22 protein-coding genes and 1 tRNA gene are annotated in these 25,280 nt (G+C 56.5%); 9 read left to right on the forward strand and 14 right to left on the reverse strand.

Annotation, left to right across the window (positions count from 1 at the left end; all coding sequences use genetic code 11):
- Window positions 1-59: 59 nt before the first annotated feature.
- The 6 genes from Poly21_RS03940 (at window position 60) to Poly21_RS03965 (ending at window position 6,106) form a co-directional block, all read left to right on the forward strand.
- The gene (locus tag Poly21_RS03940; RefSeq protein WP_146405679.1) at window positions 60-530 is read left to right on the forward strand and encodes a rhodanese-like domain-containing protein; all 471 of its coding nucleotides are present in this window, start codon (window positions 60-62) and stop codon (window positions 528-530) included.
- 207 nt (window positions 531-737) lie between these two features.
- Complete coding sequence (locus Poly21_RS03945; protein ID WP_146405680.1) at window positions 738-2,189, forward strand: sulfatase; 1,452 nt, start codon at window positions 738-740, stop codon at window positions 2,187-2,189.
- A gap of 314 nt (window positions 2,190-2,503) precedes the next feature.
- Window positions 2,504-3,532 carry an ABC transporter ATP-binding protein gene (locus Poly21_RS03950; RefSeq protein WP_146405681.1) on the forward strand — a complete coding sequence of 343 codons (1,029 nt, stop codon included), beginning with the start codon at window positions 2,504-2,506 and terminating at the stop codon, window positions 3,530-3,532.
- Window positions 3,529-4,515, forward strand: coding sequence for an ABC transporter permease subunit (locus tag Poly21_RS03955; RefSeq protein ID WP_302117458.1), 987 nt, complete (start codon window positions 3,529-3,531; stop codon window positions 4,513-4,515). The genes Poly21_RS03950 and Poly21_RS03955 overlap by 4 nt, the downstream gene beginning before the upstream one ends.
- A 128-nt stretch (window positions 4,516-4,643) precedes the next feature.
- Window positions 4,644-5,582 (forward strand): aldo/keto reductase, encoded by a 939-nt coding sequence (locus Poly21_RS03960; protein ID WP_146405682.1) that lies wholly within the window; start codon window positions 4,644-4,646, stop codon window positions 5,580-5,582.
- 5 nt (window positions 5,583-5,587) lie between these two features.
- Window positions 5,588-6,106 (forward strand): cell division protein FtsH, encoded by a 519-nt coding sequence (locus Poly21_RS03965; RefSeq protein WP_146405683.1) that lies wholly within the window; start codon window positions 5,588-5,590, stop codon window positions 6,104-6,106.
- 151 nt (window positions 6,107-6,257) lie between these two features.
- Here the strand turns inward: Poly21_RS03965 and Poly21_RS03970 are convergent, their stop codons facing one another.
- The 10 genes from Poly21_RS03970 to Poly21_RS04015 form a co-directional block, all read right to left on the reverse strand.
- Window positions 6,258-6,632 carry a DUF2237 family protein gene (locus Poly21_RS03970; RefSeq protein WP_146405684.1) on the reverse strand — a complete coding sequence of 125 codons (375 nt, stop codon included), beginning with the start codon at window positions 6,630-6,632 and terminating at the stop codon, window positions 6,258-6,260.
- Between the two features lie 144 nt (window positions 6,633-6,776).
- Window positions 6,777-7,916 (reverse strand): Gfo/Idh/MocA family protein, encoded by a 1,140-nt coding sequence (locus Poly21_RS03975; RefSeq protein WP_146405685.1) that lies wholly within the window; start codon window positions 7,914-7,916, stop codon window positions 6,777-6,779.
- The gene (locus Poly21_RS03980) at window positions 7,891-9,720 is read right to left on the reverse strand and encodes a SpoIIE family protein phosphatase (protein WP_146405686.1); all 1,830 of its coding nucleotides are present in this window, start codon (window positions 9,718-9,720) and stop codon (window positions 7,891-7,893) included. The genes Poly21_RS03975 and Poly21_RS03980 overlap by 26 nt, the downstream gene beginning before the upstream one ends.
- A 49-nt stretch (window positions 9,721-9,769) precedes the next feature.
- Window positions 9,770-10,372: a DUF4254 domain-containing protein gene (locus Poly21_RS03985; RefSeq protein ID WP_146405687.1), complete on the reverse strand. Its 603-nt coding sequence runs from the start codon at window positions 10,370-10,372 to the stop codon at window positions 9,770-9,772.
- Window positions 10,373-10,376: 4 nt separating this feature from the next.
- Window positions 10,377-11,381 (reverse strand): ketol-acid reductoisomerase, encoded by a 1,005-nt coding sequence (gene ilvC, locus Poly21_RS03990; RefSeq protein WP_146405688.1) that lies wholly within the window; start codon window positions 11,379-11,381, stop codon window positions 10,377-10,379.
- A 98-nt stretch (window positions 11,382-11,479) separates the two neighbouring features.
- Window positions 11,480-12,022, reverse strand: a complete 543-nt coding sequence (gene ilvN, locus Poly21_RS03995) for an acetolactate synthase small subunit (RefSeq protein ID WP_146405689.1) — start codon at window positions 12,020-12,022, stop codon at window positions 11,480-11,482.
- A 300-nt stretch (window positions 12,023-12,322) separates the two neighbouring features.
- Window positions 12,323-12,406 (reverse strand) — tRNA-Leu (locus tag Poly21_RS04000).
- A 49-nt stretch (window positions 12,407-12,455) separates the two neighbouring features.
- The gene (locus tag Poly21_RS04005) at window positions 12,456-12,815 is read right to left on the reverse strand and encodes a hypothetical protein (RefSeq protein ID WP_302117460.1); all 360 of its coding nucleotides are present in this window, start codon (window positions 12,813-12,815) and stop codon (window positions 12,456-12,458) included.
- A 48-nt stretch (window positions 12,816-12,863) separates the two neighbouring features.
- Window positions 12,864-13,118: a hypothetical protein gene (locus tag Poly21_RS04010; RefSeq protein ID WP_146405690.1), complete on the reverse strand. Its 255-nt coding sequence runs from the start codon at window positions 13,116-13,118 to the stop codon at window positions 12,864-12,866.
- A gap of 142 nt (window positions 13,119-13,260) precedes the next feature.
- Window positions 13,261-13,572, reverse strand: a complete 312-nt coding sequence (locus Poly21_RS04015) for a hypothetical protein (RefSeq protein ID WP_302117463.1) — start codon at window positions 13,570-13,572, stop codon at window positions 13,261-13,263.
- Between the two features lie 454 nt (window positions 13,573-14,026).
- On the opposite strand from Poly21_RS04015, the gene Poly21_RS04020 reads away from it, so the two are divergent.
- Entirely contained in the window at window positions 14,027-17,431 is a 3,405-nt protein-coding gene (locus Poly21_RS04020) for a serine/threonine-protein kinase (protein WP_146405691.1), read from the forward strand.
- 200 nt (window positions 17,432-17,631) lie between these two features.
- Here Poly21_RS04020 and Poly21_RS04025 read toward each other — a convergent pair whose 3' ends face one another.
- Entirely contained in the window at window positions 17,632-18,000 is a 369-nt protein-coding gene (locus Poly21_RS04025) for a hypothetical protein (protein ID WP_146405692.1), read from the reverse strand.
- 203 nt (window positions 18,001-18,203) lie between these two features.
- Here Poly21_RS04025 and Poly21_RS04030 point away from each other — a divergent pair, with 203 nt between their 5' ends.
- A complete protein-coding gene (locus Poly21_RS04030) occupies window positions 18,204-19,247 on the forward strand; it encodes an L-threonylcarbamoyladenylate synthase (protein ID WP_302117465.1) in 1,044 nt (347 codons plus the stop codon).
- A gap of 69 nt (window positions 19,248-19,316) precedes the next feature.
- Here the strand turns inward: Poly21_RS04030 and Poly21_RS04035 are convergent, their stop codons facing one another.
- Together Poly21_RS04035 and argC are read right to left on the reverse strand one after the other, a co-directional pair.
- A complete protein-coding gene (locus tag Poly21_RS04035) occupies window positions 19,317-20,510 on the reverse strand; it encodes a DegT/DnrJ/EryC1/StrS family aminotransferase (RefSeq protein ID WP_146405694.1) in 1,194 nt (397 codons plus the stop codon).
- Window positions 20,507-21,547, reverse strand: a complete 1,041-nt coding sequence (gene argC / locus Poly21_RS04040; protein WP_146405695.1) for an N-acetyl-gamma-glutamyl-phosphate reductase — start codon at window positions 21,545-21,547, stop codon at window positions 20,507-20,509. The genes Poly21_RS04035 and argC overlap by 4 nt, the downstream gene beginning before the upstream one ends.
- Before the next feature lie 322 nt (window positions 21,548-21,869).
- Between argC and Poly21_RS04045 the strand changes: the two genes are divergently transcribed.
- Complete coding sequence (locus Poly21_RS04045; RefSeq protein WP_146405696.1) at window positions 21,870-22,226, forward strand: hypothetical protein; 357 nt, start codon at window positions 21,870-21,872, stop codon at window positions 22,224-22,226.
- A 55-nt stretch (window positions 22,227-22,281) separates the two neighbouring features.
- On the opposite strand, the gene Poly21_RS04050 is transcribed toward Poly21_RS04045, so the two are convergent.
- Entirely contained in the window at window positions 22,282-25,266 is a 2,985-nt protein-coding gene (locus Poly21_RS04050; RefSeq protein WP_436967472.1) for an MMPL family transporter, read from the reverse strand.
- Between the last annotated feature and the right edge of the window lie 14 nt (window positions 25,267-25,280).

A 25,280-nucleotide genomic window follows, 5' to 3' on the forward strand; every position in this document is an offset into this window, starting at 1 on the left:
TTCGCTAATTTCTAAGATGTCGACGTTGATGGTGCGCCCCTTACCGAGAGACTTACAGCGTGGGTTCCATTGGCGACTTCGTCATTCAGGTTTGCAACGCTAGCTTCTTCGGATGGGAGTGGCTGCGTCGCTGCCTAGGACGTCCGCCGGTGGAACGGATCTCGACATCGGATCTAAAAGCGATGCTGGCCGTTGATGCCCGGAATCTTATCCTCATTGACGTAAGGAGCCGGGCTGAACAGCAGGTTTCGATAATCCCAGGCGCAATCCCGCAACATCAGGTTGCGGCGGATCCGTCGTGCTTAATCGACAAGAACGTAGTGGTGTACTGCACAATCGGTGGACGCAGTTACCTGGTTGCCCGGCGACTGGTCGTTGCGGGGGTGCATGCCAAGAATTACCGTGACGGAATTCTCGGCTGGCGCCGCGCCGAACTCCCGCTTGAAACGATGAACGGCGCCGCCACCACGGCTGTCCATACATACTGGCGTATCTTTCACGTCCCTGGTGAAAAAGGGGCCGAGAATTGACTTAGAACGCGGCACCTGCGTCCACAACCTGGCTTCCCTGCGAGGGGGAGTGCTTCTGGTTCCCAAGTAATTAGGAAGGCCTCCCGGCCATTATTGAGTTTTGTCGAATTCGCCAGTAAATGAGCTGACCGCTGTTGGCATGAGCATCCGCAGGACGGTTATCATTTCTCATCCAACGATTCACTCCCTTTGTATGTGGCAACTGAGATGAGATGGTGTTTTCTGATCGCGCTGACGTGGTTCTCGCCGACATTGAGTCACGCGGTCGAGCGGTTCAACGTGTTGTTTATTATCTCCGACGACCTGACAGCGACGGCGCTTTCATGCTACGGCAATTCCCGATGCAAGACACCCAACATTGATTCTTTAGCCGCCCGCGGGACCCGGTTCACGCGCGCCTATTGCCAAGGAACCTACTGTGGTCCGTCGCGGGCATCATTCATGTCGGGCTACTACCCTCACGCCACTGGAACATTGGGATACACCAATCCACGTCCGCAGATCGGCGACCGTGCGATGTGGCCCGAGTACTTCAAAAACAATGGATATTACTCCGGTCGAGTCAGCAAAATATTTCACATGGGAGTCCCCGGCGGCATCCAGACAGGTGGCGATGGTCGCCAACACGACGGTGGAAACGGTGCCGATGATGAGCGTTCATGGACCGAACGATTCAATAGCCCAGGACCGGAATGGATGGCGGCGGGCGACGGCGAAACACTTGAAAACAATCCCCTCGGCAAAAAGCCAGTTGTCGGAGGAAACACATTCGTGGTGGTCGAGGCGGATGGCGATGATGGAGTTCATTCCGACGGTAAAACTGCGGAGAAAGCCGCCCAACTTATTCGTGAACATGCTGACGTGCCATTCTGGCTGGGCGTCGGTTTTGTCAGACCGCACGTCCCGTTCGTCGCCCCACGTGCCTATTTCGAACCGTTCAAGCCCTACGATCAACTTCCATTGCCGCCGCGCGTCAACGATGACTGGATGGATATCCCAACTCCAGGCATCAACTACAAAACTAGCGCGAACATGAAAATGGACCACCGTCGTCAGAAAAAGGCTCTCGGTGGGTACTATGCCTCGGTTGCCTACATGGACGCACAGGTGGGAAAGGTGCTCGATGCTTTGCGGCAGTCGGGCGTCGAGGACAAGACGATCGTCATTTTTACGAGCGACCATGGTTACCATCTGGGGGAGCACGACTTTTGGGCCAAGGTATCCCTGCACGAGGAGTCCGCTGCCGTTCCTCTGATCATATGCGTCCCTGGAAAGCAACCGGCGGTCTGCCATAGCCTCGTTGAGTTGCTCGATTTGTATCCAACAACCGTCAGTCTATGCGGGCTCGATCCGGTACCCCATTTACAAGGTAGGGATATTTCGCCCATGCTCGATGCTGCTGGGGCCCAAGTTCGCGACGCAGCGTTCAGTGTCGCTCCCTCGCGGAAGGGTTTCCTGATTCGCGAAGACCGCTGGGCCTACATCCAATACGGCGAAGACGGCTCGGGTGGGCGTGAGCTATTCGATATGCAAGCTGATCCCCAGCAATTCACGAACCTTGTAAACTCAGCGGAGCATGCAGCCCGCGTTGCCAGCATGCAAGCGAAGGTGGCTCGCAAATTGGTTGAAGTTCGCGATAACGATCTGCACAATGAGTAACATCAGCTCCCCGATTCGCCGGTCCATCGCGCAGCTCAATACACATTCGACCGTCGAGGGAGAACCGACGGCCGGAGAGATCCGGATCGATGAGCAATGACGTGATACTCGACTGCTTTCTACAGAGAGAGGACCGTGACGGTCTCTGGTAAGCTGGTGTGAAGTAGAGATTTTCCGCCATCGGACGGTGGCGGTGAGAGCTGTTTTTCAGCGCGGCGAAGCCGCAATAACCGAGTTGGAAAGGTTCAGTTTAAAATCAGGACGAGCCTCGGAGAGACTCGGCTACTCAATCAAAGGACACGATTTCGCTTTCGATGCTCGCCAATATAGACTCAACGATCCATTCCAACGATCTCGATCACATCGTTCAGACCACGGAACTGACGAAGCGATATGGGAACTTCGCCGCACTCCATCGCTGCAGCCTCGAAGTCCTGAGGGGTGAGATTTTCGGGTTGCTCGGTCCTAACGGAGCCGGCAAAACGACGCTGATTCGGTTGCTGCTCGGATATCTGCATCGGACGTCTGGGGAAGCGAACGTGGCGGGATACGATCCTGCGTGCGATAGTGTGGAGGTGAGGCGACGGGTGGCGTACCTGCCCGGGGACGCGAGATTGCCTCGCCATATGAGAGGGCGTGGCGTCTTGGAGTTTTTCGCCCAGATGCACCCCTGTGGTGACGTGCAGCGAACCCTGGATGTTGCCAACCGACTGGATCTCGACCTCTCCCGACGGGTGGCGTTTATGTCGACGGGCATGAGGCAGAAACTCGCTCTCGCGGTGGTGTTTGGTCCCCGCACGCCACTGCTGATTCTCGATGAGCCGACCGCGAACCTCGATCCCAGCGTGCGAGGGGAGGTCCTGTCGTTAGTATTGAGTGAACGCGATGAGGGACGAACAGTGATGTTTTCATCCCACGTCCTGTCTGAAATCGAACAAACATGCGATCGAGTTGCGTTCTTGCGTCGAGGAGAGTTGGTCCGGAAGCTTGTGATGGAAGATCTTTTTCAACGTCACCGCGTGACCGCAACACTGAACCCGGATGTCTTCATCCCTGAGCACGACCCATCGGCAGCATTGGGCGAAGTGCCCAGCGATCTACGTGGCCAGATCGCTGCCTGCCAGATTAGCCCGTTAGGAACCCGTGGGAACCGTGTGCAGATCGACACGGCGGGTGATCTCTCACCCACTCTGGGATGGCTGGCGTCGCTTCCGCTACACCATGTTCGCATTGAGCCGCTTGGTCTTCATAGCGTGTACGAGGCCGTGCACCTGGGCCAACCTGACATGTCGAGTGTGCCCCAAGTTGATTCCCGAGTCGCCGCTAGCGAGGTAGCCCGATGATTCCCCTCCGCGACATCGGAATCGACCGGATGATGGTTTGTAAGAACATCGGCCAGTCATCATTGCTCTTCGTATTTCTCGGCATCGCGATGTTCGCCTTTGGCTGGGTTCGAGTGTGGGTAGTCAAGCTACTCGACATGGGCAAGTTCCAGAACATCATTGAGCAATTTCGTGACTACGAGCGGTTCGCTCCGGTCCCCTTCGATGCCTTGTTCACATATACCGGCCGCGTTGGCATGACATTTGACGAACCCATTGTCATTCTGTGCACAGTGATTTGGTGCGTGGCGCGGGGTACTGACGTTGTCAGCGGCGAACTCGGCCGCGGCACTCTGGAAATGCTCTTGAGCCAACCGATTAGCCGCACCCGTTTCCTCTTATCACACGCCATCGTCAGCATGACTGGCTTGTTCGCCCTGTGCCTGCTCCTGTGGGCTGGGATGGCAGTAGGCATTCAAACCACGACGATTACAGAGACAATACCGCCACCCTCCATTCAGGTACCTTTCCTGGGTTTCCAGATTCCGCTATCAAGCGATCCGGCGACGCTCGACTCGTTCGCACTGAGCCAACGAGTCAGCCCCGCGACGTACTCCGCCTCAGTATTGAATCTATTTGCCCTGGGTTTCTTTTTGCTAGGCCTTAGCAGCTGTTTGAGCTGTTTCGATCGTTATCGCTGGCGGACGATTGGTGCCGTGATGACAATCTATGTGATTCAGCTGGTGATGTTTGGACTTGGAAAAACGGCAGAATCATTGGCTTGGCTGCAGTCGTGGGCGTTTTTTCGATGCTATCAACCGCAAAAAATGACAACGCTGGTGCGTGAAGGCGGTCTTAGCTCGCCGTGGAGTTTTACTGAGGCAATCGAACCGGGTTGGTATCCGCCCATGTTCTATCCAGGACTGCTTTTTATAATGGGCTTGGCTTGCTACCTGATCGCAATCATCTGGTTTCACCGGAGAGATCTCCCCGCCCCACTGTAGTTTGCGAAATAGCTGAACGAGATGGCCTAAAACATGCTCCGAATAGAACAGCGATGCTCTGCCCCTGTTCAGGCTTGCCTCGACTCCGTCAAATTATCTGACTCCTCCTCCCATATTTTACAAGCGCGATGTCAGAACCTTTCGATACAAAAGTTTCACCGCTGTTCCAGTCAGAGGTCGTGTTAGGACTTTGGCCGATCGCGGGGGTCACCACAATCGGTGTGACCCCGCGAGATGCTGAGACCACGATCGCGACCGCCATCGACTTGGGGATTCGTGTCTTCGACACCGCCTACAGCTACGGTCTCGATGGCGAGGCCGATCGCTATCTAGCAGCGGCAATTCGTGGCAACACTGATCGATTTCACGTTATCAGCAAAGTAGGCCAGCACTTTCTCGCCAACGGCGAACGGGTCGTCGACAGTAGCCCGGCGACGCTTCGAAAGAATGCCGAGGAATCATTGCGGAGGCTTGGCATCGATTGCTTCGGTACCTTGATGTTGCATAGCATCGATGACAATGTAGCGATCGAACAGAGTGCCGAGGCGCTTCTGAAGATGCGTGAGGCCGGACTCGCCAAGCGAATCGGCGTGTGCAACGCGAATGTTCAACAACTTCGCCGCTTTGCCGCGGTCTGCGATTGCGAAGCGATCCAGTGCTCGTTGAATTTGCTGCAGCGAGAGAATCTCGAAACGGTGATCGCGGATGCCTCTCGGCACGACTGTGACGTGCTCGTTTACTGGACACTCATGAAAGGACTGTTGGCAGGGAAAATTTCGCCCGATCACGTTTTTCCTCCCGGTGATAGTCGTCCAGGCTACGCAGTGTTTCAGGGGCAACGGCGGGTTCAAGCCCATCGTGTCGTCGACGAACTCAAGAAAATTGCTCTCGAGACAGACCGGAGCGTCGCTGACTTGTCCGTTTCGTGGACATTGTCGCAGCCCGGCGTCACCGCGGCGCTGGTGGGTGCACGCCGGCCGGATCAAATCCGCGAGGTCGCTTCCGCTCGACCGCTTGAACCAAAGATGCTCGACCGCGTGACTATCGCAATTCACGACAACGGATAGAGAATATGGACTGGGATTGGGAACCGGACGACGAAGACACTTATACGGCGTACCATGAGGCTGGCCATGCTATCATCGGCTGTGCGCTGGGGGCTCGGATCGAATCGGTTTCCCTCTCGCAGCAATCCGGTTTTGACGATGAGCAGCCTCGCCGGTTCGGTGACTGCATTGTGAATTGGGGGCGAATTGACCCCGACCACCTCTGGCAGCAACAGCGGGAACTGCTCACCATTCTAGCGGGGCCCGTCGCTGAATGGGTTTACCGCGGCGAAGATGCCGACGAATTCGATGCAGCGAGTTGGCAATCGGATTGGCAGCAAGCGCAGCGATGCGTCGCAACGATGGTCTCTGGTACTGAAAAGCAGCATCGCCTGCTCGGCAGTGTGGTCGCCAGGTTGAGAAAAATGATGTCTCGAGAGCCGGTCTGGTCCGCCGTCGCGGCACTCGCTGACGAGCTAACAATCGGTGACCCTATTGAGGCTGAGCGAGTCGCCGAATTAGTGTTGTTTTGGTGGCAGGAATAATGGTTCCAGCCAGTTTTGCGATAGATTGCGCAGCGGCGAGCCGCAGATGGTGGAATTGCCAGCGATACACGCGGCGGGAGTGAGCGACTGTTGTCGCGGGTCCTCCCAGCCAGCAACCTGCTGCTGCCGGTCGGATGACGCGGGCAACAATTCAAACACTGTACTGCTGCAACTCTTCTAAGTCGGCGTACTCCAACGCTGAAATATGTGTGGCTTCCAGGTGCACCTGCGGGGCTTTTCCAGCGTCGAACGCTTCTTTCCAACGTGCGGCGCAAAGGCACCACCGATCTCCCGGTTGCAGACCAGGAAATTGGTACATTGGCATGGGCGTGCTGAGATCGTTACCGCGGGCTCGACTGAACTCGAGAAACTCGGCTGTCGCGACAATGCACACCACATGCAGCCCCACATCTTGCCCACCTGTGTTGCAGCATCCATCGCGGTAGAAACCGGTCATGGGGTCGGTGCTGCATACTTCGAGATGGGTGCCGAGAACGTTCTTGGCGCCGGACAGGTTTGGCGACATGGTGAGTCACTGATGTTCAGGGATGATGAAAAGAGGGCGGTACCACTGTCCCGTCCCAAAACTTGTCTCGGGGCGGTCCAACTAATTTGCTTCGTCGGGCACTGATCGCGTCCGGCAACAGCGGACGCTCGTTCATGTTCCGTTTCAGGCGAGCGTAACCCATTTTCCGTGCTCGACATCGCTTCGGCGAAGGGCGTCGAGAACCCGCTGCGTCTTGATGGCGATTTCACTGGCGCGAGCGCTGGGTGCCCCACTCAGAATGGATTCCGCAAAATCCCGGACCATGTGAACTTCCTGTGAGTCCGCCTCACCCGATGCATGCTCCCACACAGCGTGCTGTGCGGTGTGCCTTCCAAAGTTCCACCGACAATTGTCAATTTGCAGATCATGCATGTGACATTGCCATTTCGCCTCCGCATCGACGTAGGGCAAGACGAAGTCGTCCATTGTCAAATAACCGCGTTCCCCCGTTAAAGTCGCTGTTTGTTGGTTGACGCAGCGGAACGAGCAAAAGAATCCAGCGGTCAGGTCATTGTCAAATTGCAATTCCGCTTGGAATTCCGATGGCACACTTCCGCCATCGTATTTTGAAATGGCACGTCCAGATACTGACACGGGCATGCGATCATCCGCCGCCCACAGACTCAGCCGGATGCAGTACCAACCCAAGTCACCGAGGCAACCGTGGGGTTCCAAATCCGCATCGGCACGAATATTTCCAGCTTCGAACGAATCGTCGGCACAGAATGAAAAGTGGCTCTGGATGCGCCGTAGCTTGCCAAATCGTTGAGAATCGCCTAGAGAATGCTTCATTGCAGGCAACCGCGCCGAATGGTCAAACATGACACCGTCCATGAAGCCCACGCCTGCCGCTTGGCAAGCATCGACCATTTCCATGGCGTCGTCAGCATGTACCGCAATGGGCTTCTCGCATAAAACGTGTTTGCCAGCCTTTGCCGCCGCTATCACCCATTGCTTCCGAACGCCCGTCGGCAGAGCGATGTAAACAGCGTCGATGTCGTCGCGATCAATCAATGCTTGGTAGTCACCGATCGCGACCGGCCGCGCCAAAGTCGCCTCTCCATCTCCGCCAACGACGACCGGCGGCACCTCCATGGAACAATCATGGATAAATGCTTCGGCCCGCGAGACGTCCCGGCTAGCGACAGCTGCGACCACACCGTTGCCACTCATGCGAACTGCCTTCCAGTTCTTACGAGCGATCTGAGCGGCGCCGATGAATCCCCATCGAACGATTTTATTGCAGTTTTTCGGCTGTGTCATGGAGGTTTTCGTCCGTATCGTTAAGGTTTTCTTCAGGTTGACTCGAGCCGGGAGTGGAGGGCGTCCCCGACCCAGAGTCGGGGCTGGCAAGAGCATCGTCGGTGCGTTCGATGATCACCATGCACATGTCGTCAAACTGCACCGCCTCACCAATGTGCTCAAAAACACTCTTGATGATTTGAGATTTCACCACGGCCGCAGTCGACTCGTCTCCGGCATTTGACGTAATAGCGCCTCGAATGATATCACGCAGTGGGTCGGTCCCCCACTCTTCATCATCAATGTCCATCGCCTCATTGATCCCATCGGTATACATCACCGCGAGATCACCTTTGCGGAACGGATAGGTGGTTACAGCGTACTCCATGCCCTCGTCGATAGCGATCGGCAACCCAGATTCTTCGTCACCTGGTTCACTGATCGATCCGTCAGACGCAGCGCGGATGATGGGGGGCATGTGTCCAGCATTGACGATCGATATCGTATCCTGGTGAGGATCGATCACGACGAGCAAGTAAGTAACAAACCGCTCGACATGAAGGCCGCTCATCAAATCATTCAGCCGTTCAATCGCGCGTGCCAGATTCGGTTCGCTCGCCAAACAAAACTTCGTTTCCGCAGCAAGTTTCGCCATATACATTGCCGCCGCCACGCCATGGCCGACTACGTCCGCGACGACGACACCGACGCGACCACCCGGTAGGGTAACGTAATCAAAATAGTCACCACCGATATGATTGGCAGCCTGATAGTAACTTTCCAGGAGATACGTCGGCACCACGGGTGCGGCAGAAGGCAAAAACGCCTGCTGGACTTCGGTGGCAAGTTTAAGATCTGTCTCGACCTCTTTCTGACGCAATGACTGCTCGTGTAGGCGCGCGTTATTGATGACAACGCTAGCCTGCGCCGCCACACCTGTTAGCAGATCGATGTCCTCATCACGAAACTGTCCTCGACCCTGCGTGGAATCGATCTGCAACGCCCCGATCGCCTTGCCATCGCCATCGTGCAACGGTGCGCACATCATGGATCGAATGGAGAAGTCGGCAATCGATTCGCTGCTATCAAAGCGACTATCGTCCATCGCGTCGAGCGACAAAATCGTCTCGCCGCTCTCCATTGTCTTCCGAATGATCGTGCGGCTGATTCGCAGAGTCTCTGATTCGTCGACTTTCGAACGCGTCTTCACCCACCTTGGTAGCAACGCACCGTCGGGCGTCTCCATCACAACAAACCCGCGATCGGCCGAAGGAAAGACCTCGAAGAGGCTGGCAAGCACCTTCGGAAGGACCTCGTCCAATGAGATCGCACCGGTTAGATTTCGGTTAATCGCGATAAGTGCTCCCAGTTTCGCCTCGGGAGTGGCGGTCATTTTCAGACCTTGATCGCTACTTCGAAACTCAATCTTCGAACTGGCGACCACCTGCGTATCCGAATCCTCGACCATCTGGATACCAAAATTGGCACCATCGAAAGTCATCTGATTGGTTCCGCTGCGGGCAAACTCAGGGACTTCGTCGAAGTGAAACTGCAGTTCCACTTCGCTGATCCGAATGCGGTCGCCTTCGGCGAGGACATGTGGACGCGTCAGCAACTGTCCATTAACAAATGTCCCATTGCGACTGCCGAGATCTTCGACCGACCAATCTTTGCCAGTGTGAATCAGTTTGGCGTGATAGCGACTGACCGCGCCGGCATCGACGACGATATCACAATCTGGGTGTCGACCGATCCGCATCTCATCGCGATCGAGATCAAATCGGTCCGAGGGAGCGCCATTGATGGTGGACGTTACATAGGCCATGACATAACCCTCGCTTCGTTTCGTAGGACAGATGATGGATGTAACTGAACTATTTCTTGGCCCGATAGATTTCGGGATTCAGTGACGGGTCATTGTACATTTTCATCTGCCGATAGGTTTTGTGCTGCATCCGGGCGGCAAACAAGTCGTCAATGAGTGTTTGCAGACTGTGTGACAAATCCGCATGCTGCACTTGGCACAACTCGACCCGCGCGCCCACCTTCGCACGATGGTCATCGTCAGCGTCTGTCCGATCACGCTGCTCGGCATAGTGATACAGCCGAAGCGCCATGATCGACAGCCGGTCGATGGCGCTGCCAGCCGTTTCGGTATTGATGGGCAGTGCGGACGTGTCGCCCACTCCGGCCTCGGCCAGCAACACGGTGATCGCATCATCGATTTTCTCGATCATGTCATTGCGCTGCTGATTCAGCTTGTCGATCGACCTCTTCACTCCGGCGATGCGTTCGTCATTCGCCTCGGGACTGCGCGCGACGTCTTCTTCGTGCCACAGTCGATAGTTGAACTCATGCTGGCGACAGACGAGATGCTTAAATCCATCATAAGGATTGGCAATGGGCTCGTCGTGCCACTTGGCCACGCACTCGATTTGCAACTGCGTGATCTCAGAGACCGGAGGGAGAGGATTCACTGGATTAAACCTCTTTCTCGTCGATCCAGCTCATCATGCGGCGAAGGCCCATGCCAACCTGCTCGACCTCGTGCAGGCGTTCGCGACGGCGAGTTGCCTTGAAGAACGGAGCACCAGCACGGTTCTCGCTGATCCACTTGCGAGCGAACTCGCCATTTTGAATTTCTGTCAAAATACGCTTCATCTCCACCTTCGTTTCGGGTGTGATGATTCGCGGGCCAGAGACGTAATCGCCGTATTCAGCTGTATTGCTGATGCTGTAACGCATGTAGCTCAAGCCACCCTGGTAGAGCAAATCCACAATCAGTTTTAGCTCGTGCATGCACTCGAAGTACGCCATCTCGGGCTGATAACCCGCTTCGACGAGGGTTTCAAACCCAGCCTTGACCAGTTCACTGACGCCACCGCACAACACCACTTGCTCACCGAACAGGTCCGTCTCGGTCTCTTCGGCAAAGCTGGTTTCGATTACACCGCCGCGCGTTCCGCCAATGCCCTTTGCGTAGGCCAAACCGATTTGCTTGGTCGACTCCGAAGCTCCTTCGCCCAGTGCGATCAAGCATGGCACGCCACCACCCTTTTCATACTCACTGCGGACCAAGTGACCAGGGCCCTTGGGGGCGACCAATAGCGTGTCGATACCTTTGGGAGGATCAATCTGTCCGAAGTGAATATTGAAACCGTGCGAGCACATCAGCACATTGCCCGGTGACAGATTATCGCGAATGTGATCGCGATAAATATCGCCTTGAACTTCGTCGGGCAACAGAATGTTGATCACGTCTGCCGCTTTGGTTGCCTCGGCGATCGACATCGGTTTGAAGCCGTGCTCAACGGCCAGATCATAGTTAGCCGATCCCGGGCGTTGTCCGATGATGACGTCACATCCGCTGTCGCGTAGATTCTGAGCCTGAGCATGGCCCTGCGAGCCATAGCCCAGAATTGCGACGGTCTTGCCTTTCAAGTGTGAAAGATCAGCGTCATTTTCGTAGTAAATCGTTGCAGCCATCAGTGTGGGGACCTTCTCAGATTTCGGGGAGAGTTATTAGTTGAGTGTTGAGTGAGTTCGATTCTTAGGGACATCGCAGTGCATCTCGCACGCACAGGTTAGGCCTTCACAGCCTCGGCGGACGAACTGGCGGTGATGCCCTGCTCGCTATCACTTCGAACCATTGCGATCCGTCCAGTACGGACAAGTTCACGGATGCCGTAGGGTCGCACACGCTCGATGAACGCTTGTACTTTGCCTTCGCGACCGCTGATCTCGATCATGATTTCGTCTGGGCCCACATCCACAACTTTGCCGCGGAAGATGTCCACCAGCTCGCGAACTTCGGTGCGAACACCACCAGCGGGGGCGCTAATTTTCACGAGCAATAGATCACGTTCGACAAAATCGTTGGAGCTGATATCAAGCACACGGACGACCGTGACGATCTTTTCAAGCTGCTTGCGGACCTGTTCGAGGACGCTGTCGTCGCCGACAACGACGAATGTCATCCGCGAAAGTTTCGGATCTTCAGTCTCACCGACGGCGAGCGAATCGATATTGAAACCGCGCGAAGCGAGCATTCCAGAGATGTGAGCCAATACTCCTGGCACGTTTTGCACGAGCGCCGAGAGTAAATGACGGTAGTTCGAATTGGCCATGACGCAAAAACACAACCCCGGCGAGGGGTGTAAAAGAGGGAGCGGGTCGCGACGACGAAGAGCGGCATGATAAATTCGCCACCCGTTGCTGCCAAGGGCGGCAACTGTCGACCAAGGCCTGCCATTAAGCTGGAACGTTTTTTGCCCAGTTAACCGGAATTTGTGCGTTGCGAACACTCCGCCGTCCGGACGACGAGCCAGCCGTCACATGAAAAAAGACGCTCTTCCGGCGCATCCGCATTAAAAAAGGTCCGCCGTGGAATCGTTCCACCGCGGACCTTTACGAATGATTATCATGAGTACCGAAGGAGGGACTCGAACCCTCACTCCCTTGCGAGAACTGGATTTTGAATCCAGCGCGTCTGCCAATTCCGCCACTTCGGCTCGTGGGATCGCCAAAATACCGTCTGAGACGATTTTCGGCAAACCCCCATCAGGCCATAATTGATGGGCTAGGGTCGGTTTCTGCCTCGACGGCAATTACAGGGTTGTTTGCGCGCTCGGGCTTGCGCGTTCGAGCACGCCGCTGCTTCGGTTTACTAATGCCCCATTCCTTGGTTAGCATCTCAAACACCTCCGGCGTTTCGTAGCGAACGATATTCTTGCCCTCGGGCATCGGGCCGATCAGTCCGCGAAAAACTGGCATACCTCGTAACGCGAGATCAGTACTGCAATCGTCCACCCCAATCTGGTCGTAGTGCTCGGCCAGCGGATCAATTTCGGGATAGTCACGCATCTGCAGTGATCCGTCGCTGCCTCGAGCGACAATTCGGAAAGTGTTTTTTTGAGTCATGTTGTTTTCCTCTGATTTTTATGCAGGAAGAGCTCCCGTGAATCACTCTCAACCGCGAGCAAAGCGTTTGGGCAAAGTGTTCGAATAGACCACCACGATGGCGCCGCCAGCGAGCATCGCAAACGGAAACTTCTCACCGGGCTGCCACGACTTCATCGAGGCCGCGGGGGTACTGCCGTTGTGTGCTGGATCAGCATCCTTGAGCCCCGCGGCGGCGTGCAGATTTGCTGAATCGATGAACATCGACTCCACGCCGATAACGATCAACATGATCCCGACTGCCAGAAAAAGACTACGTAACATTGCTCCACACCTCACGAGACTGAAAAGACGCCTACGTTCAGGTATCGGCTAATTCGATGGAGCAGATCAGGGCTTGTCACGTGGTCGCAACCACCCGCATAGACCGCACAACGCATCGTGCGGGAGCAACGGGACCCCAGGTTCACGGGCGGTCTTGATTCAAGAACTCATTGACCGTCGCCACGCGGGCTTCCGGTTTTGATTCCGCGGGCGAGAACAACGAACTGAAAAAGCCTGGCTTCGTTTGATGGCCTGGCTGCGTCGTGGAACCTGAAAACAGATTCATCGGATTCAGGCGTGCAGGGCTGAATGTCGTTTTGGTGCGCTGCCATGACTGGGACGTCGTCGTTTTAATATCGCTTACCAAAGTGTCCTTACGTTCGACAATTCGCTCTTGATCATTTTTCGGAACGAGAAATTCCGGCATGTGGAAAGCGGGCATCTTCCAATTCATTGGATTTAGTTTGGTTGCGATCGACGGCTGGGTTGTTCCCGGTTCCTGCGCTACAACCGAGCCTGTGGTCGCGAGCGAGACGCAAACGGTTAGCAACGCAATAGCAGCGACGTGCCATCGCGCGATGCGACAGAACCCATGGTCCCACGTTCGGCCAGACATCTTCGATGGAACCTCCTGGGTCGAATTCGACATTGGTTGCGAGGGACTCATGATAGCGGTACCTGATTTAGGTGACTTTTATGGGTGTTGAAAACATGATCGGTTCCCCGATATCGCTCGTGCGTGGCTAAGAACGCAAGAGCAAATCTGAGAAATATGGTTAGTTTTCTTGAACGTGATGATGTGTTAATCGGATAGAATGGAAGCTTCAGTTGAAGCGGGTTGGAGCTGGGCGGACCGTCTTCGCTGAGTCCCCTGGTTTACCCGGTTTCGCCATTTATCCGAGACTGGCATGACGTGTCCTGATTCACCCACCACTCGGAAAGCGACCCATGAGATGAAACAGGGGGCGCGGCACAATGCAGCGAAGGGATCAAGCGATCGCACGTCGTTCCAGTTGATTAGCGACGCGACCGATGTCGGATCAGTGACGCGCGACGAGACGGTTGCTGGAACCAGGCATCGATCGCTTCACCCAGGCGAGGCACTGGAGCATTTCGTATTGCTCCGTCCGCTCGGTGAGGGCGGTTTTGGACAGGTATGGCTGGCCACCGATGTAAGGTTGGGGCGTGAGGTTGCGATCAAATTGCCGCATCGCCGCCTGCGCCCGGAGTCGGTCGAGGCTCGCCGTTTTCAACGTGAAGCGGCATCTGCAGCGAAACTCACCCATCCTAACCTGGTGCCAATTCTCGAGGCGGCACTCGACGACGACCACGCGTATATTGTTTCGGAGTATTGCCCTGGTCCGACTCTTTCCCAGTGGCTTTCCAATCGCAGTTCACCCGTTCCGGTGCGACTGGCCGTGTCGATCGTGGCTCAACTCGCCGATGGGTTGCGAGTTGCTCACGAGTGTGGCTTGATACACCGCGATATCAAACCTTCCAATATTATTCTGACAAACGCGGATGCCGATGTACCCGTCCCCCGGCTAACCGACTTTGGCCTCGCCCGCACCAGCACGGATAGGTCCGACACGCGTGTAGGAGTATTGATTGGCAGTGGACCTTATATGTCCCCTGAACAGGCTTCGGGCAATACCGATGATCACGGGCCGCATTCGGATGTGCACGCACTGGGCGTTCTGCTCTATGAATTGCTGACAGGGGAATCGCCTTTCTCCTCCGTCAGTGAGCTCGACACGATTCGGCGAATTGTTAGCCTGGATCCGCCTTCGATTCGTCAGCAACGTCCAGCTGTTTCCAGGGACGTCAGTGCCGTCTGTCAGCGCTGCTTGGAAAAACAACCCTCGCGTCGATACCGCGACGCCGGAGAATTGCTTGCTGACCTGCGTCGTGTGCTTGCGGGGCATCCTCCCAGCGCGCGACCGGTGGGGCATTTCGGTCGTACGTGGAGGTGGGCGACACGCAATCGAGGAATCGCTTCGATGGCCGCGATTGCCTTGATCGGGATTATTGTCGGCGTGGTTGGTTTGTCTGCCGTGGTGATCGAATCGCGACAGACTGCGACATTGAGCAGAGCCCATTCGCGGGCATTGAGCCGCCTCCTCGCCGCCACCCAAAAGCAACATGCAACTGCAGAACAACTCCGTGTAATCGCAGATTCCGAACGAGAAGAAGCCCAACGGACGCGCGAGGAATCGCGCCGACGGAGCTACACCAGCGATCTGTCCCTCGCGTTTTTACGCCTGTACCAAGGCCATTTTGGCGAAGTGCGAAGACTGCTGGATCGACAGCTCCCGCAAACCAACGAACCTGATCTTCGAACAATCGAGTGGAACTTACTCAACGAAGAAGTCCAAGGTCGCTATCGAGTTTGGGGAAACCACGCAAGCCGCGGTACCGAGGTCGCCATCCTCCGACGGCCCGATGGCGCCACCTCCGGCGCAACAGTTGTCACAGCGGCGGTGGATGGATGTCTGTACTATTGGGATCCGGCGAGCGGCGCGATGACGCATCAGCTAACGGGGCTGGAGGGAAGGCTCGATGCGATTGCTGCGATGCCATCGGGGCAACTAGCGATATCAGGCCCCATCTGGCCACTCTTGGGTCGGTCAGTGGTCGTGATCGACCCGGCGAGCGGCGCGACGCAAAAGGTCCTCCATGGGCATCCGACGACGATCGAGTCAATACGAGTCAGTTCCGATGCCAGCGTCATCGCATCGGCATCTCGGTACGAGAATATTCGCTGTTGGTCAACCGCACAGCAACGTAGCATCAGCATTCCCAATGGCACCCGCAATGTGGCCTTTGGACTGACCAACGACGGCTCCCGGCTACTCACATCGAGTCGAAATCCCCACAGCCTGCAAATGTGGGACACGAAAACCGGTGTGCTGATGGATCAATGGCAAACTCCGTCGATTGGACGTGTGGCGATGGCTAGCCAACACCCGTTTGCAGCCTACGAGGTTGATAACGACGTCGGCTTCGGGTTAGTCAGGACGGACGACCTGAAAGAGCGTCGTTGGATCGCCTCGTCCTCCCGCCCGAACGCCTTTGCGTTCTCCGCAGATGACCGATATATCGCGGTCGCCGATTATCGTTCGGGGGTCGAACTCTTCGAGCGTGTTCCTGTCGAGTGCAACAAGGACGACATGCAATCAAAGCGACCGCCTGACTATCGTTCCAAAGCGTATGTCGCGGGACGAGGTGGGCGGATTGAAGATATCAAGTTTACCGGCGCCTCCGAATTCGTCACGATTTCCATCGACGGCGCAGTCGAGCATTACACGCCCGACCGTCCGACCCATGCGATTCAAGCGATTGCCGAATCTGACTCGCACACGATGATTTCCGTCGAGGCTCCTCCTGGAATATTAAGTCTCAACCATTCCGGGGAATTGACCTATTTTGCCAGCCATCCAGATACCGGTGGGGATATCGATGCAGCTGCTGGGCAGCGAGTTTTGTTGTCGCAGCCTGCGTGGACTTCCCTGGCGGTTACCCCGGACCACGAGACGATTGCCATTACCGATCGAGAAGGCAAGTTGCAACTGCTGACAAATTGGCGAGATCAGCAGGGGGTAGCGAGGGCACCGGAAGTTCAGTCGATTCGCATGCCAAGCTCTTCCCCAACAGATAGCCTCGGCATGTCTTGCTTTTCGCATTCGGGGCGATTTCTCGCGGTCGTTGGTAACTCCACAGATCTCGTTGTGTTTGACCGCGACGGAGATATCAGCGAGCCCATCGTGCGTCGACGCTATCCAAATATCCAGTGCGGATTGACGTTCTCACCTGACGAGCGAAGTCTCTTCATTTGCGGGTATGCCGGGATTGAAATGATCGAATTGTCGACCGATCGATCACGTTTCCGATTGCCGAGCGAAGACACAATCCGCACCGCCTGTTTTTCGCCGCAGGGTGGGCGCCTCGTCGTGGGCCTCGAAAACGGTTCGATCGCAAGCCTCGACCAGCAAACCGGATCCCCCCAGTTCACCATGCATAGCATTGATGTGACGGGTGACTACTCCGACCGCTTGGCATCCATTCGCTTTCTGAACGAGTCAAAGATTATGACAATGACCGGGAAGGGTACCGCTCATTTCTGGAATCTGGATCAACGGTCGCAGCTTGGTAGCTTTGCAGTCGTCCCCGCCGTGACCCACGGAATCCAATGCCAGTCGTTTGATATTTCTCGTGGCGGGGATGCGCTCACGATCGCCATGAATCGTGATACGGTGACGGACATTCACCGCTGGACCTGGTCGACAGGCGATCAAGGGGCACGATCGAAATAGTTGATAGTTGCTGGGCAAGATTCAGAACTCGCACGGAGGGACGTCCTGTGACCGATACGTTCGAGCAAGTGAAACACTCGGAAGCCATCTTGCCTGGACGCTGAAAATGCTCCACTGCCGGCAACGCAGGTCCGATGTTGCTAGCTGAAATTGAGCTGATCGCGACATTGGATCGTTTCCCTCGCTCGCTTGGCATCCACTTACTCGGCGTGGTCAACAAGGCCGAACTTGCGACGGCGCTGCCGCCGCACGATCCCGCGGAGCGTGTCGATCATCAACCATTGAACAATGGTAAGACAGATCGGACCGGAGAACAGCAGAAACTGGCTGGCTTGCTCGTTATTCACCCACTGGACGCCCCCTGCGGCCATCGCGGCCAGGACCGCCATTACCAAGGCACCGTCGAGTATGAGTAGGCAACACGTTAACACAGCAGAACCGGAGGTCATCAAGCAACCGCCGGCCAATCCTGTCCATTCAAACTGCTTTGCGCCGATCCACGGATCGCTTTCGCCCATTGCCGGGCGAGGTGAGCGATCAATTTGGAATGGAGTCTGGTCGCGATTCATATCGATCCCAAATAGGCGGTGGCGGGCTTTCCAGGCCGATTGTACTCTTTCCAGACTCGCCGAGCAGCGCATAGAATCTGAGGCTCAATGCCAGTCAGAATTGTTCAGTCACCCCTAACCGCGGAGAGCGGCGACGCCATCTGGAGATGTCGAACAGTTCCAATCAATGCTCTTCGGTTTCCGACCCCACGCGATTAAGAAATGTGACTAACCTGGTGGAGAGAAAAGTATTTTCGGCGACCGATGTAGCGATTCGCCGTGCTGCAAACTGCTTGTTTGCTGGCGAACTGATCGGTTTGCCTACCGAGACCGTGTACGGGTTGGCTGCCCGCGGAGATGACGCGAAAGCTGTCGAGCGAATTTTTACTGCAAAAAAACGGCCTCGTAGCAACCCGCTCATCTTGCATACCGCCACCGCGTCCGACGCGTTTGGTCTCTTCAGCGAGGAGTGTTCCTCGAATTTCCAGGAGCAGGCCGACCGACTCAGCAAATTTTGGCCTGGCCCGCTCACGCTGATCGGCCCTCGTAGCGGCGCCGTACTCGATCATGTCACCGCAGGGGGTGACACGGTGGCCGTACGGGTGCCGGATCATCCCGTTGCTCTGGCGGTGCTACGAGAACTCTCCAGGATTGCTGACTGCGTTGTGCCCGTGGCCGCCCCCAGTGCGAATCGGGCCAACTATGTAAGCCCAACGACCGCTCACCATGTAGCTGCGGGGTTAGGAGAACACGTCGCGATGATTCTTGATGGCGGCCCCTCCCGGGTCGGTTTGGAATCGACCATTGTGTTATTGAAGGGCGATGCTTCGCCGCCGCGAGTCCTGCGTAGCGGGGCGATCTCGCCAGCACAGTTGAGTGAGGCCATCGGGCAGCCGGTCGAAGGCGTTCCCCCTCACCCCACCGATGCACCACCGGTTGCTGCACCGGGCCAATTCGCGAAACACTATTCGCCGCGCACGCCGCTGTGTCTCGTCAAAGCAGGTTCACCATCAGCGGAAACCTCCAGCGGGGGTGGTCGCGTCCTGCGAATTGTATTCGGCCCCGTCGACGAGCGGCTGAGTCCTAACCACGGGGAAATCTGGTCCTTCAACCCAGACGGAAAACTCGAGAGCGCCGCGGCTGAACTGTACGCAATGCTACGCCGTGCCGACGCTCTTGAGTTCGAACAGATTCAGGTAGACTGCTGTGCCGAAGATGGGCTTGGGATGGCGATCATGGATCGTTTGCGGCGAGCTAGCCATCGGTAGCAGCCTGCTCGTAGCTTCGGTAAGCATGATCATTTCGACGTATTTACCGATTGCTCACTACGCATCGACTCAGCTGACGGCGTCAGATTCTCCATCAGTGATGCAAGCTTGATCTAGTCGCTCTATGAGGTCGTTCGCCAGCAATGCCCGATGGTCAATCACGAGACAGCGTTCTCCCAAAAGTTGCGAATGATCCAGTGAAACGGGCTTGCGACTTCGCCGCCCGCTCGTGCCATGCATACTGCGAAACCCCTCGCCCACTGGCAGTCCAATCGACCGCAAACGCCGCAGCAGCAACGCCCGCCCAGACGCATCTTTGGCTTGCACGGCAAATTTATAGTGTGCGTTTGTCTGGCCCCCGACGGCCATCGAGATAGGGGCCGCACCGAGACGCGTCCAATCCCATCCACGCAAGCGAGAGACCATGTCGCAGCGGCGGCGATTCAATTCATCCAACATTCCCCACTGTGGTATCAGTACGGCGCACTGCAACGCCGAAAGTGGCAACATATCGCTGGGCCGATCGAGGAAGGAGCGTAGGCGTGAGTGCAAACGCGGGTTTCGGGTAACGATCGCTCCACCGTTACCAGCGGACAATAATTTGCTGCCACCAAAACTCAAGGTTGCGCAGTCCGCTAAGCACCCGACGGGAGCGAAAGTGCTTGAGCTAGGATCCTTGCCCACCTCCCAGCCCGCACCCGGGACCTGACACGCATCCTCGATGAGCCACCAGTTTCTCTGGTCACAGATTTCGCGAATCGCGAGGATGTCAGCCAGTTCGCCGTAGAGATGGGAAACCACCACGCCTTTAATATCGTCGCCCTCTATTTCCCGCAGCGACTGAGGGTCCATTGTCACGCCGCGGGGCCGAACATCCGCGAGTACGGGAGTCGCGCCCAGCAGTTCGATGCAGCGGAAGTTGCCGGGATAGTCGTAGGCGGCAACCACAACTTCGTCACCAGCCACAACCCCGCAGCAACGTAGCGCCAGTTCCACCGCAGCGGTCCCGCTACTACATAACCGGATCAGAGGCGGTGGTTCCATGCGATCGAGATAGAATTGCCAGAGCGGCGAAATCGCGGCCACACTCTCGCTGGACATGGACATCGCTTGAGTTACCGTATCGACGCACCTCGCGTGCACGGGCGAGTCGTACTTACCCCACTCGCCACTGGCCCACGCTCCTTGCAATGCCTGGGCAATCGCCTCAGTTTGAGGCGGCCAGCGGGCCCAACCGTCTGCGCCCTGGGGCAGCTCAATCACAGCCCGGTCGTCGCATCGAGTCCAAACATCACGTTCATATTTTGAATCGCAGCGCTACTGGCTCCTTTTGACAAATTATCGATCGCACAGACAATCACGGCTCGGCCGGGAGAGTTCTTTTCACCCGCGACTCGCACTGTCATTTGAACATGGTTCGTCATCACCACGTGCTTGGTCGCGGGGATGTGATCGACCACATGCACAAACGGCTGACCTTGATAGGCATGCCGCAGCGCGCCCATCAGTCGCGTCTGAACCGTTTCCACCGTGTCGCCCTCGAGGAGCTTGGGACGCACATAGATCGTAGACAGAATACCCCGGTCCATGGGCGTCAAATGCGGCGTGAACAAAATCTGAACGGACTCGCCGGAGATACGATGGATCAAGTCTTGCATCTCAGGACCGTGACGATGTGACGCGATGGCATAGGCGGCGATCGATTCGTTGACCTCGCAGTAGAGTGTGCCGAGTTTGGGCGAGCGCCCGGCACCGCTGACGCCGCTCTTGGAGTCCACAATGATATCATCGTTTTCGATCAAACGATCTCGAACCAATGGCGCCAATGGCATGATTGCCGACGTCGGATAGCAGCCTGGATTGGCGACGATATCAGCGGTCGCTATTTCGTCTGCATAGTACTCCGGCATCCCATAGACGACGCTACCGATCCGTTCCGGCCACGGATGCTTCACACCGTACCAATGTTCGTAGAGGGGCACCGATGACAGCCTGAAGTCGGCACTAAAATCGATCACACGTATGCCTACTGCCGCCAACTCACGTACGGTCTCGGCAGAGGCACCATGGGGCAAACAGCACATTGCCACGTCCGCCTGCTCCGCAATGCGAGCGGGAGCGAACTCCTGCAAGGCAATTTCGCAACGCCCTGCCAACGATGGATGGATTTCGGCCAGCGGTTTTCCCTCGTCCGAGCGGCTAGTCGCCACTGTCAACTCAGCCTGCGGATGAGCAAGCAACAGCCGTGCGACCTCCAGGGCCGTGTAACCGGTCGATCCAATCAGGGCAACGCGTATCATGTGAAGAGTTTCGGTAAGCCAAAGGAAACGTGACGTATGACAACCCAGATCCTAACCGATAGGCCGCGGCGGCTTCCAGGCGGCAATCATTTTCACCTGCCGAATTCCTCCGGGCGTTGCTTGACGCACCTGAAAGTGAGTGCAGGGAGCGGGCTCAGATCGCTAGCCAAATCTCACTGCGACCGCCAGCTGCATGGCGGCAACCACATCTTCCTCACGATCAAACTGCCACACTAGCGCGCTCATACAGTATGTTAGGAGGGTTGCGGAATCGCCGGGGCGCCTGTTGCTCGTTTCTAACTCACCAGACGACTTAGGAATATTGAATGATGACCTGGACCAGAAAGTTTGCCACCCCGCTGTGTTTGCTGGGAATTCTCTCAATCACAACCCCGGCATGGTACTCGCCGCGATACTGGCGCTCGCCGGCATGCTGACGGTAACTGTCATTGCACTGGGCACGCAAGCTGTTCTCCAGTGGCGGATGCACCTTGAGTCAGAACGCGATCTGGAGTTCAAACGCGATCTCATTTCATTGGGGCATATGCCTGATCAAATAGCAAAAATTGTGCGAACACCCGAGCGGAGGAGCGTGCATGACATCCGACGGAAGCGTCATTCGCTAGTGAGTCGCAAAAAGATGGACCGTGCATTGCACGGAGAACGCTATTGCAACTAAATCTACTTCGCGCGGCCTTAATCGCTCATCCAGCGGAAACATGCACAGGAGGCCCTCAAGATAAGTAACGGCGTCGGAACCGATCCTGCAATACGACAAAACTAGGCACCAGCACAGTACGGACATAGAGTGTGTCGATCAAAACTCCTACCGCCAGTGCGAAACCCAATTCCGTGATACCACGCAAAGTTGTTTGCTGAAATTCGCCCGCAGCGTTGGGCGTGGTCAAGCCCAGCCAAGCAATGACCGGAGGCCACCACGCCGACGCGGTCATACTCAAGAAAGTCGCGGCCATCACGATCCCGCACGCAGTGACGATTCCGCCTGTTCTCGCGACTGCCCGCCGGACCGCGGCGAGCGACCCTAAACGCCGACGTTCTTCGATAATGCGCGTCACCAAATAAACGTTATAGTCTTGCCCGACCGCTACTAAGATCACAAAGAGAAACAGTGGCAACTTCCAATCGAGTCCGAGGAAATCGGGGCCATCGATGGCTCTAAAAAACCAATACGTCAATCCTAGCGTCGCGTAGTAACTCAATAATACGGTGGCAATCAAATAAAGCGACAGGACGACGCGGCGCAGCACGATGATGAGCACGGCAAGCACCGCGAGAATCACCGCGATCTTGATTCGCCTGGTATCACGCAGCGTGACTTCGCGAAGATCAACAATCGATGCCGTCGTCCCGGTGTAATACAACTCCCATGACGCACCGCTTTCGCCCGTTTGGCTCTGCAGCACGCGGCGGGTTTCATCTTCAATCGTTTTTAATTTAACCGCCGCTGCTTGAGAAAACGGATCTTCCTGGACAATCACGTCCAGTCGAATCAGGCGGTCTGTGAACTGGGGTTCGTTGGCAACAAAGTGAATCCGGGAGAGTCGGTGGTTCTGCAATGCGCGGCGCCGCCATGCTTCCTTGCTGAGCAGACTCATCTCTCGCTCGGGTGGGAAATCGCCCAGCGGATCAGTGAGTGATCGTACCCGACGCACGCCATCGATATCGTAGAGTGACTCCGTCAATCGCGTTCGTGTCGCTGTGAGAGTTGCCTCATCCTGATCCACCCTGGCCAGCGCGAGCACGGAAATCGGTGCGAACTCGCCCACACCGAAATTGCGATCGAGCGTCTGCATACCTTGTCGACTGCCCGCGGTCTGAGGCAGCTGACCGCTTAGATCATAGGTGACGTCTCGTTCATGGATGCGTCCCCCGATCGCGGGCATAATCAGCAGCAACCATCCCGCCGCCAAAGTCCAGATCGGGTACCGAGTCAGCGCGATCGATGCAGCATTCCACGCTCGACTGCCACCATTCATTCGCCGGTGCTCCGTCACGCGATTTGCAGGTTGCTCGGCACCGCTCGGGCTGCGACTGGGCAACAGAGAAATGACGGGTCGGCGGTCGGAACTGGTGATCTTGTTTGGCCAGAACACGATCGGTCCTAACAGCCGTAGACATGCAGGGGTCAAGGTCATGCATACGAGTAAGCCGATGCCTAGGCAAATGGCAATGACAGGTCCCGTGTGGTGAAACTTGCCGAACTCAGCAAACCACATCATGCCGAGCCCCACGATCGTCGTCAGCGCACTGCCGAGCAGCGCACTGCTGACGCCTCCAAGGGCGCGTTCGCAAGCGACCGGCCATGGATGGATGGCGGCTTCCTCCCGCAACCGAGAGATCAAAAACAAACAGTAGTCCGTGCCGGCACCAAAAAGAATCACCACGACAAAAATTCGACTCGTCGTGTACACCTTCAAGTCCAAACCCAACCCCGGGCTACTCGCCGATATCCCCGCAAGTGTAGTCACGGCGGCGGTCGCCACCATCACGGCCACCGCAATCGTGACTAACGGAACTGCGACGAGCAAAGGGGCTCGGTACACTACCGCCAAGATGATCAAAATCATGATGATCGTGAACGATTCGGTATACGCGATCGCCGAACTCGCTGCCAACAAGGTCTCGCCGCCGATCGCGGCCGACCCCGTGATGCGAACTTGAAGATCATCCGCCTGCGCAAGTTCGTCGGCACGCAAGTATTCACGCTGATACTGAACGCACTGCTCGACAATCTGCCGTAGTTGAGTGAGCAGCTCGATATTGCCTGTTGCTGCCAGTTCACTGGCGAGCGGCAGCACGGCGATTCTCGCGTGGGTCCGCCGTAGTTGCGCGCCAATGACAGGTTCCTTCCAGCTGTAAACGTCCAGTAGAACTTGCCATTCATCGAGATCGCGCTCTGCGATTGGAATCGTGCTGGACTCAATGTTGGGAGCGAGTACCTTGGCTGACGCAAGGTCCTCTTCGATGAGCGCTGGATCGGCACAGCGAAACCTCGCTAGCTCTCCACGATCCTGATAGGCGATCGCCAGTCGTGGTTCGTAGGCGGTTGGGGCACGTGAGGGAACACGGTCTCCGAGCAGTTTATAGAAGTCTGCATCGATTTCGATCGCTTGATCGAATGCCTCCACCGCTGCGCCCAGCCAACGCTGGGCAGAGTTGCTCCTCTCGTCGAGAATCACTGGCTTCGTGTCGGCCGAATCCGCCGCGCCCTCTCCCGAGTTGGCACCCGCCTCGACAGTCAGCTCCGTTGAATCAACGATCGGAGTAACATCCCCCGATGCTGCATTGGGCAGCATATCAGGCTGAGGCAACATTGGTTCGTCAGGCGGTACGTCACCACAGGCGATGCGTTCGGATCGCTGCCAACAAACCTCACCTAAGCGGTGGTAAAGCCGCCGCAAAACGTCGAGACCGAGTAGATGATCCCGCGTGGCAAACGGCTCGTCATCTTTCGCGAAGACGAGCACCATTTGGCTACGTGCTCGTGTCCCCTTGAATGCCCGATCGAGCAGACGCCCACCGGCCACACTATTCTGTGTCGACGGCAGGTAGTCAAAGTCACCATCGAGCGCCACCGACTTCCACGACGGCGCCATACCCTTGGCGAGTACCGCGATGAGCAGCCACGCTATGACAATAAAACCAGCGTGCGCCATCACGCGGCGTGCGAATCTCATCGACAGCGGATTGGCTTTCAATCGATTTACTTTCT

It is taken from the genome of Allorhodopirellula heiligendammensis (assembly GCF_007860105.1).
Classification (GTDB): domain Bacteria; phylum Planctomycetota; class Planctomycetia; order Pirellulales; family Pirellulaceae; genus Rhodopirellula; species Rhodopirellula heiligendammensis.

What these genes read in the sequence shown, in the direction of transcription:
- Poly21_RS04005 (WP_302117460.1), bottom strand. Translation starts at nt 12,815, where the DNA reads ATGACTCAAAAAAACACTTTCCGAATTGTCGCTCGAGGCAGCGACGGA.
- Poly21_RS03970 (WP_146405684.1), bottom strand. Translation starts at nt 6,632, where the DNA reads ATGTCGCCAAACCTGTCCGGCGCCAAGAACGTTCTCGGCACCCATCTC.
- Poly21_RS03980 (WP_146405686.1), bottom strand. Translation starts at nt 9,720, where the DNA reads ATGGCCTATGTAACGTCCACCATCAATGGCGCTCCCTCGGACCGATTT.
- Poly21_RS04025 (WP_146405692.1), bottom strand. Translation starts at nt 18,000, where the DNA reads ATGAATCGCGACCAGACTCCATTCCAAATTGATCGCTCACCTCGCCCG.
- Poly21_RS03960 (WP_146405682.1), top strand. Translation starts at nt 4,644, where the DNA reads ATGTCAGAACCTTTCGATACAAAAGTTTCACCGCTGTTCCAGTCAGAG.
- Poly21_RS03950 (WP_146405681.1), top strand. Translation starts at nt 2,504, where the DNA reads ATGCTCGCCAATATAGACTCAACGATCCATTCCAACGATCTCGATCAC.
- Poly21_RS03965 (WP_146405683.1), top strand. Translation starts at nt 5,588, where the DNA reads ATGGACTGGGATTGGGAACCGGACGACGAAGACACTTATACGGCGTAC.
- Poly21_RS04015 (WP_302117463.1), bottom strand. Translation starts at nt 13,572, where the DNA reads ATGAATTGGAAGATGCCCGCTTTCCACATGCCGGAATTTCTCGTTCCG.
- Poly21_RS03955 (WP_302117458.1), top strand. Translation starts at nt 3,529, where the DNA reads ATGATTCCCCTCCGCGACATCGGAATCGACCGGATGATGGTTTGTAAG.
- ilvN (WP_146405689.1), bottom strand. Translation starts at nt 12,022, where the DNA reads ATGGCCAATTCGAACTACCGTCATTTACTCTCGGCGCTCGTGCAAAAC.
- Poly21_RS04010 (WP_146405690.1), bottom strand. Translation starts at nt 13,118, where the DNA reads ATGTTACGTAGTCTTTTTCTGGCAGTCGGGATCATGTTGATCGTTATC.
- ilvC (WP_146405688.1), bottom strand. Translation starts at nt 11,381, where the DNA reads ATGGCTGCAACGATTTACTACGAAAATGACGCTGATCTTTCACACTTG.
- Poly21_RS03975 (WP_146405685.1), bottom strand. Translation starts at nt 7,916, where the DNA reads ATGACACAGCCGAAAAACTGCAATAAAATCGTTCGATGGGGATTCATC.
- Poly21_RS03945 (WP_146405680.1), top strand. Translation starts at nt 738, where the DNA reads ATGAGATGGTGTTTTCTGATCGCGCTGACGTGGTTCTCGCCGACATTG.
- argC (WP_146405695.1), bottom strand. Translation starts at nt 21,547, where the DNA reads ATGATACGCGTTGCCCTGATTGGATCGACCGGTTACACGGCCCTGGAG.
- Poly21_RS04020 (WP_146405691.1), top strand. Translation starts at nt 14,027, where the DNA reads ATGACGTGTCCTGATTCACCCACCACTCGGAAAGCGACCCATGAGATG.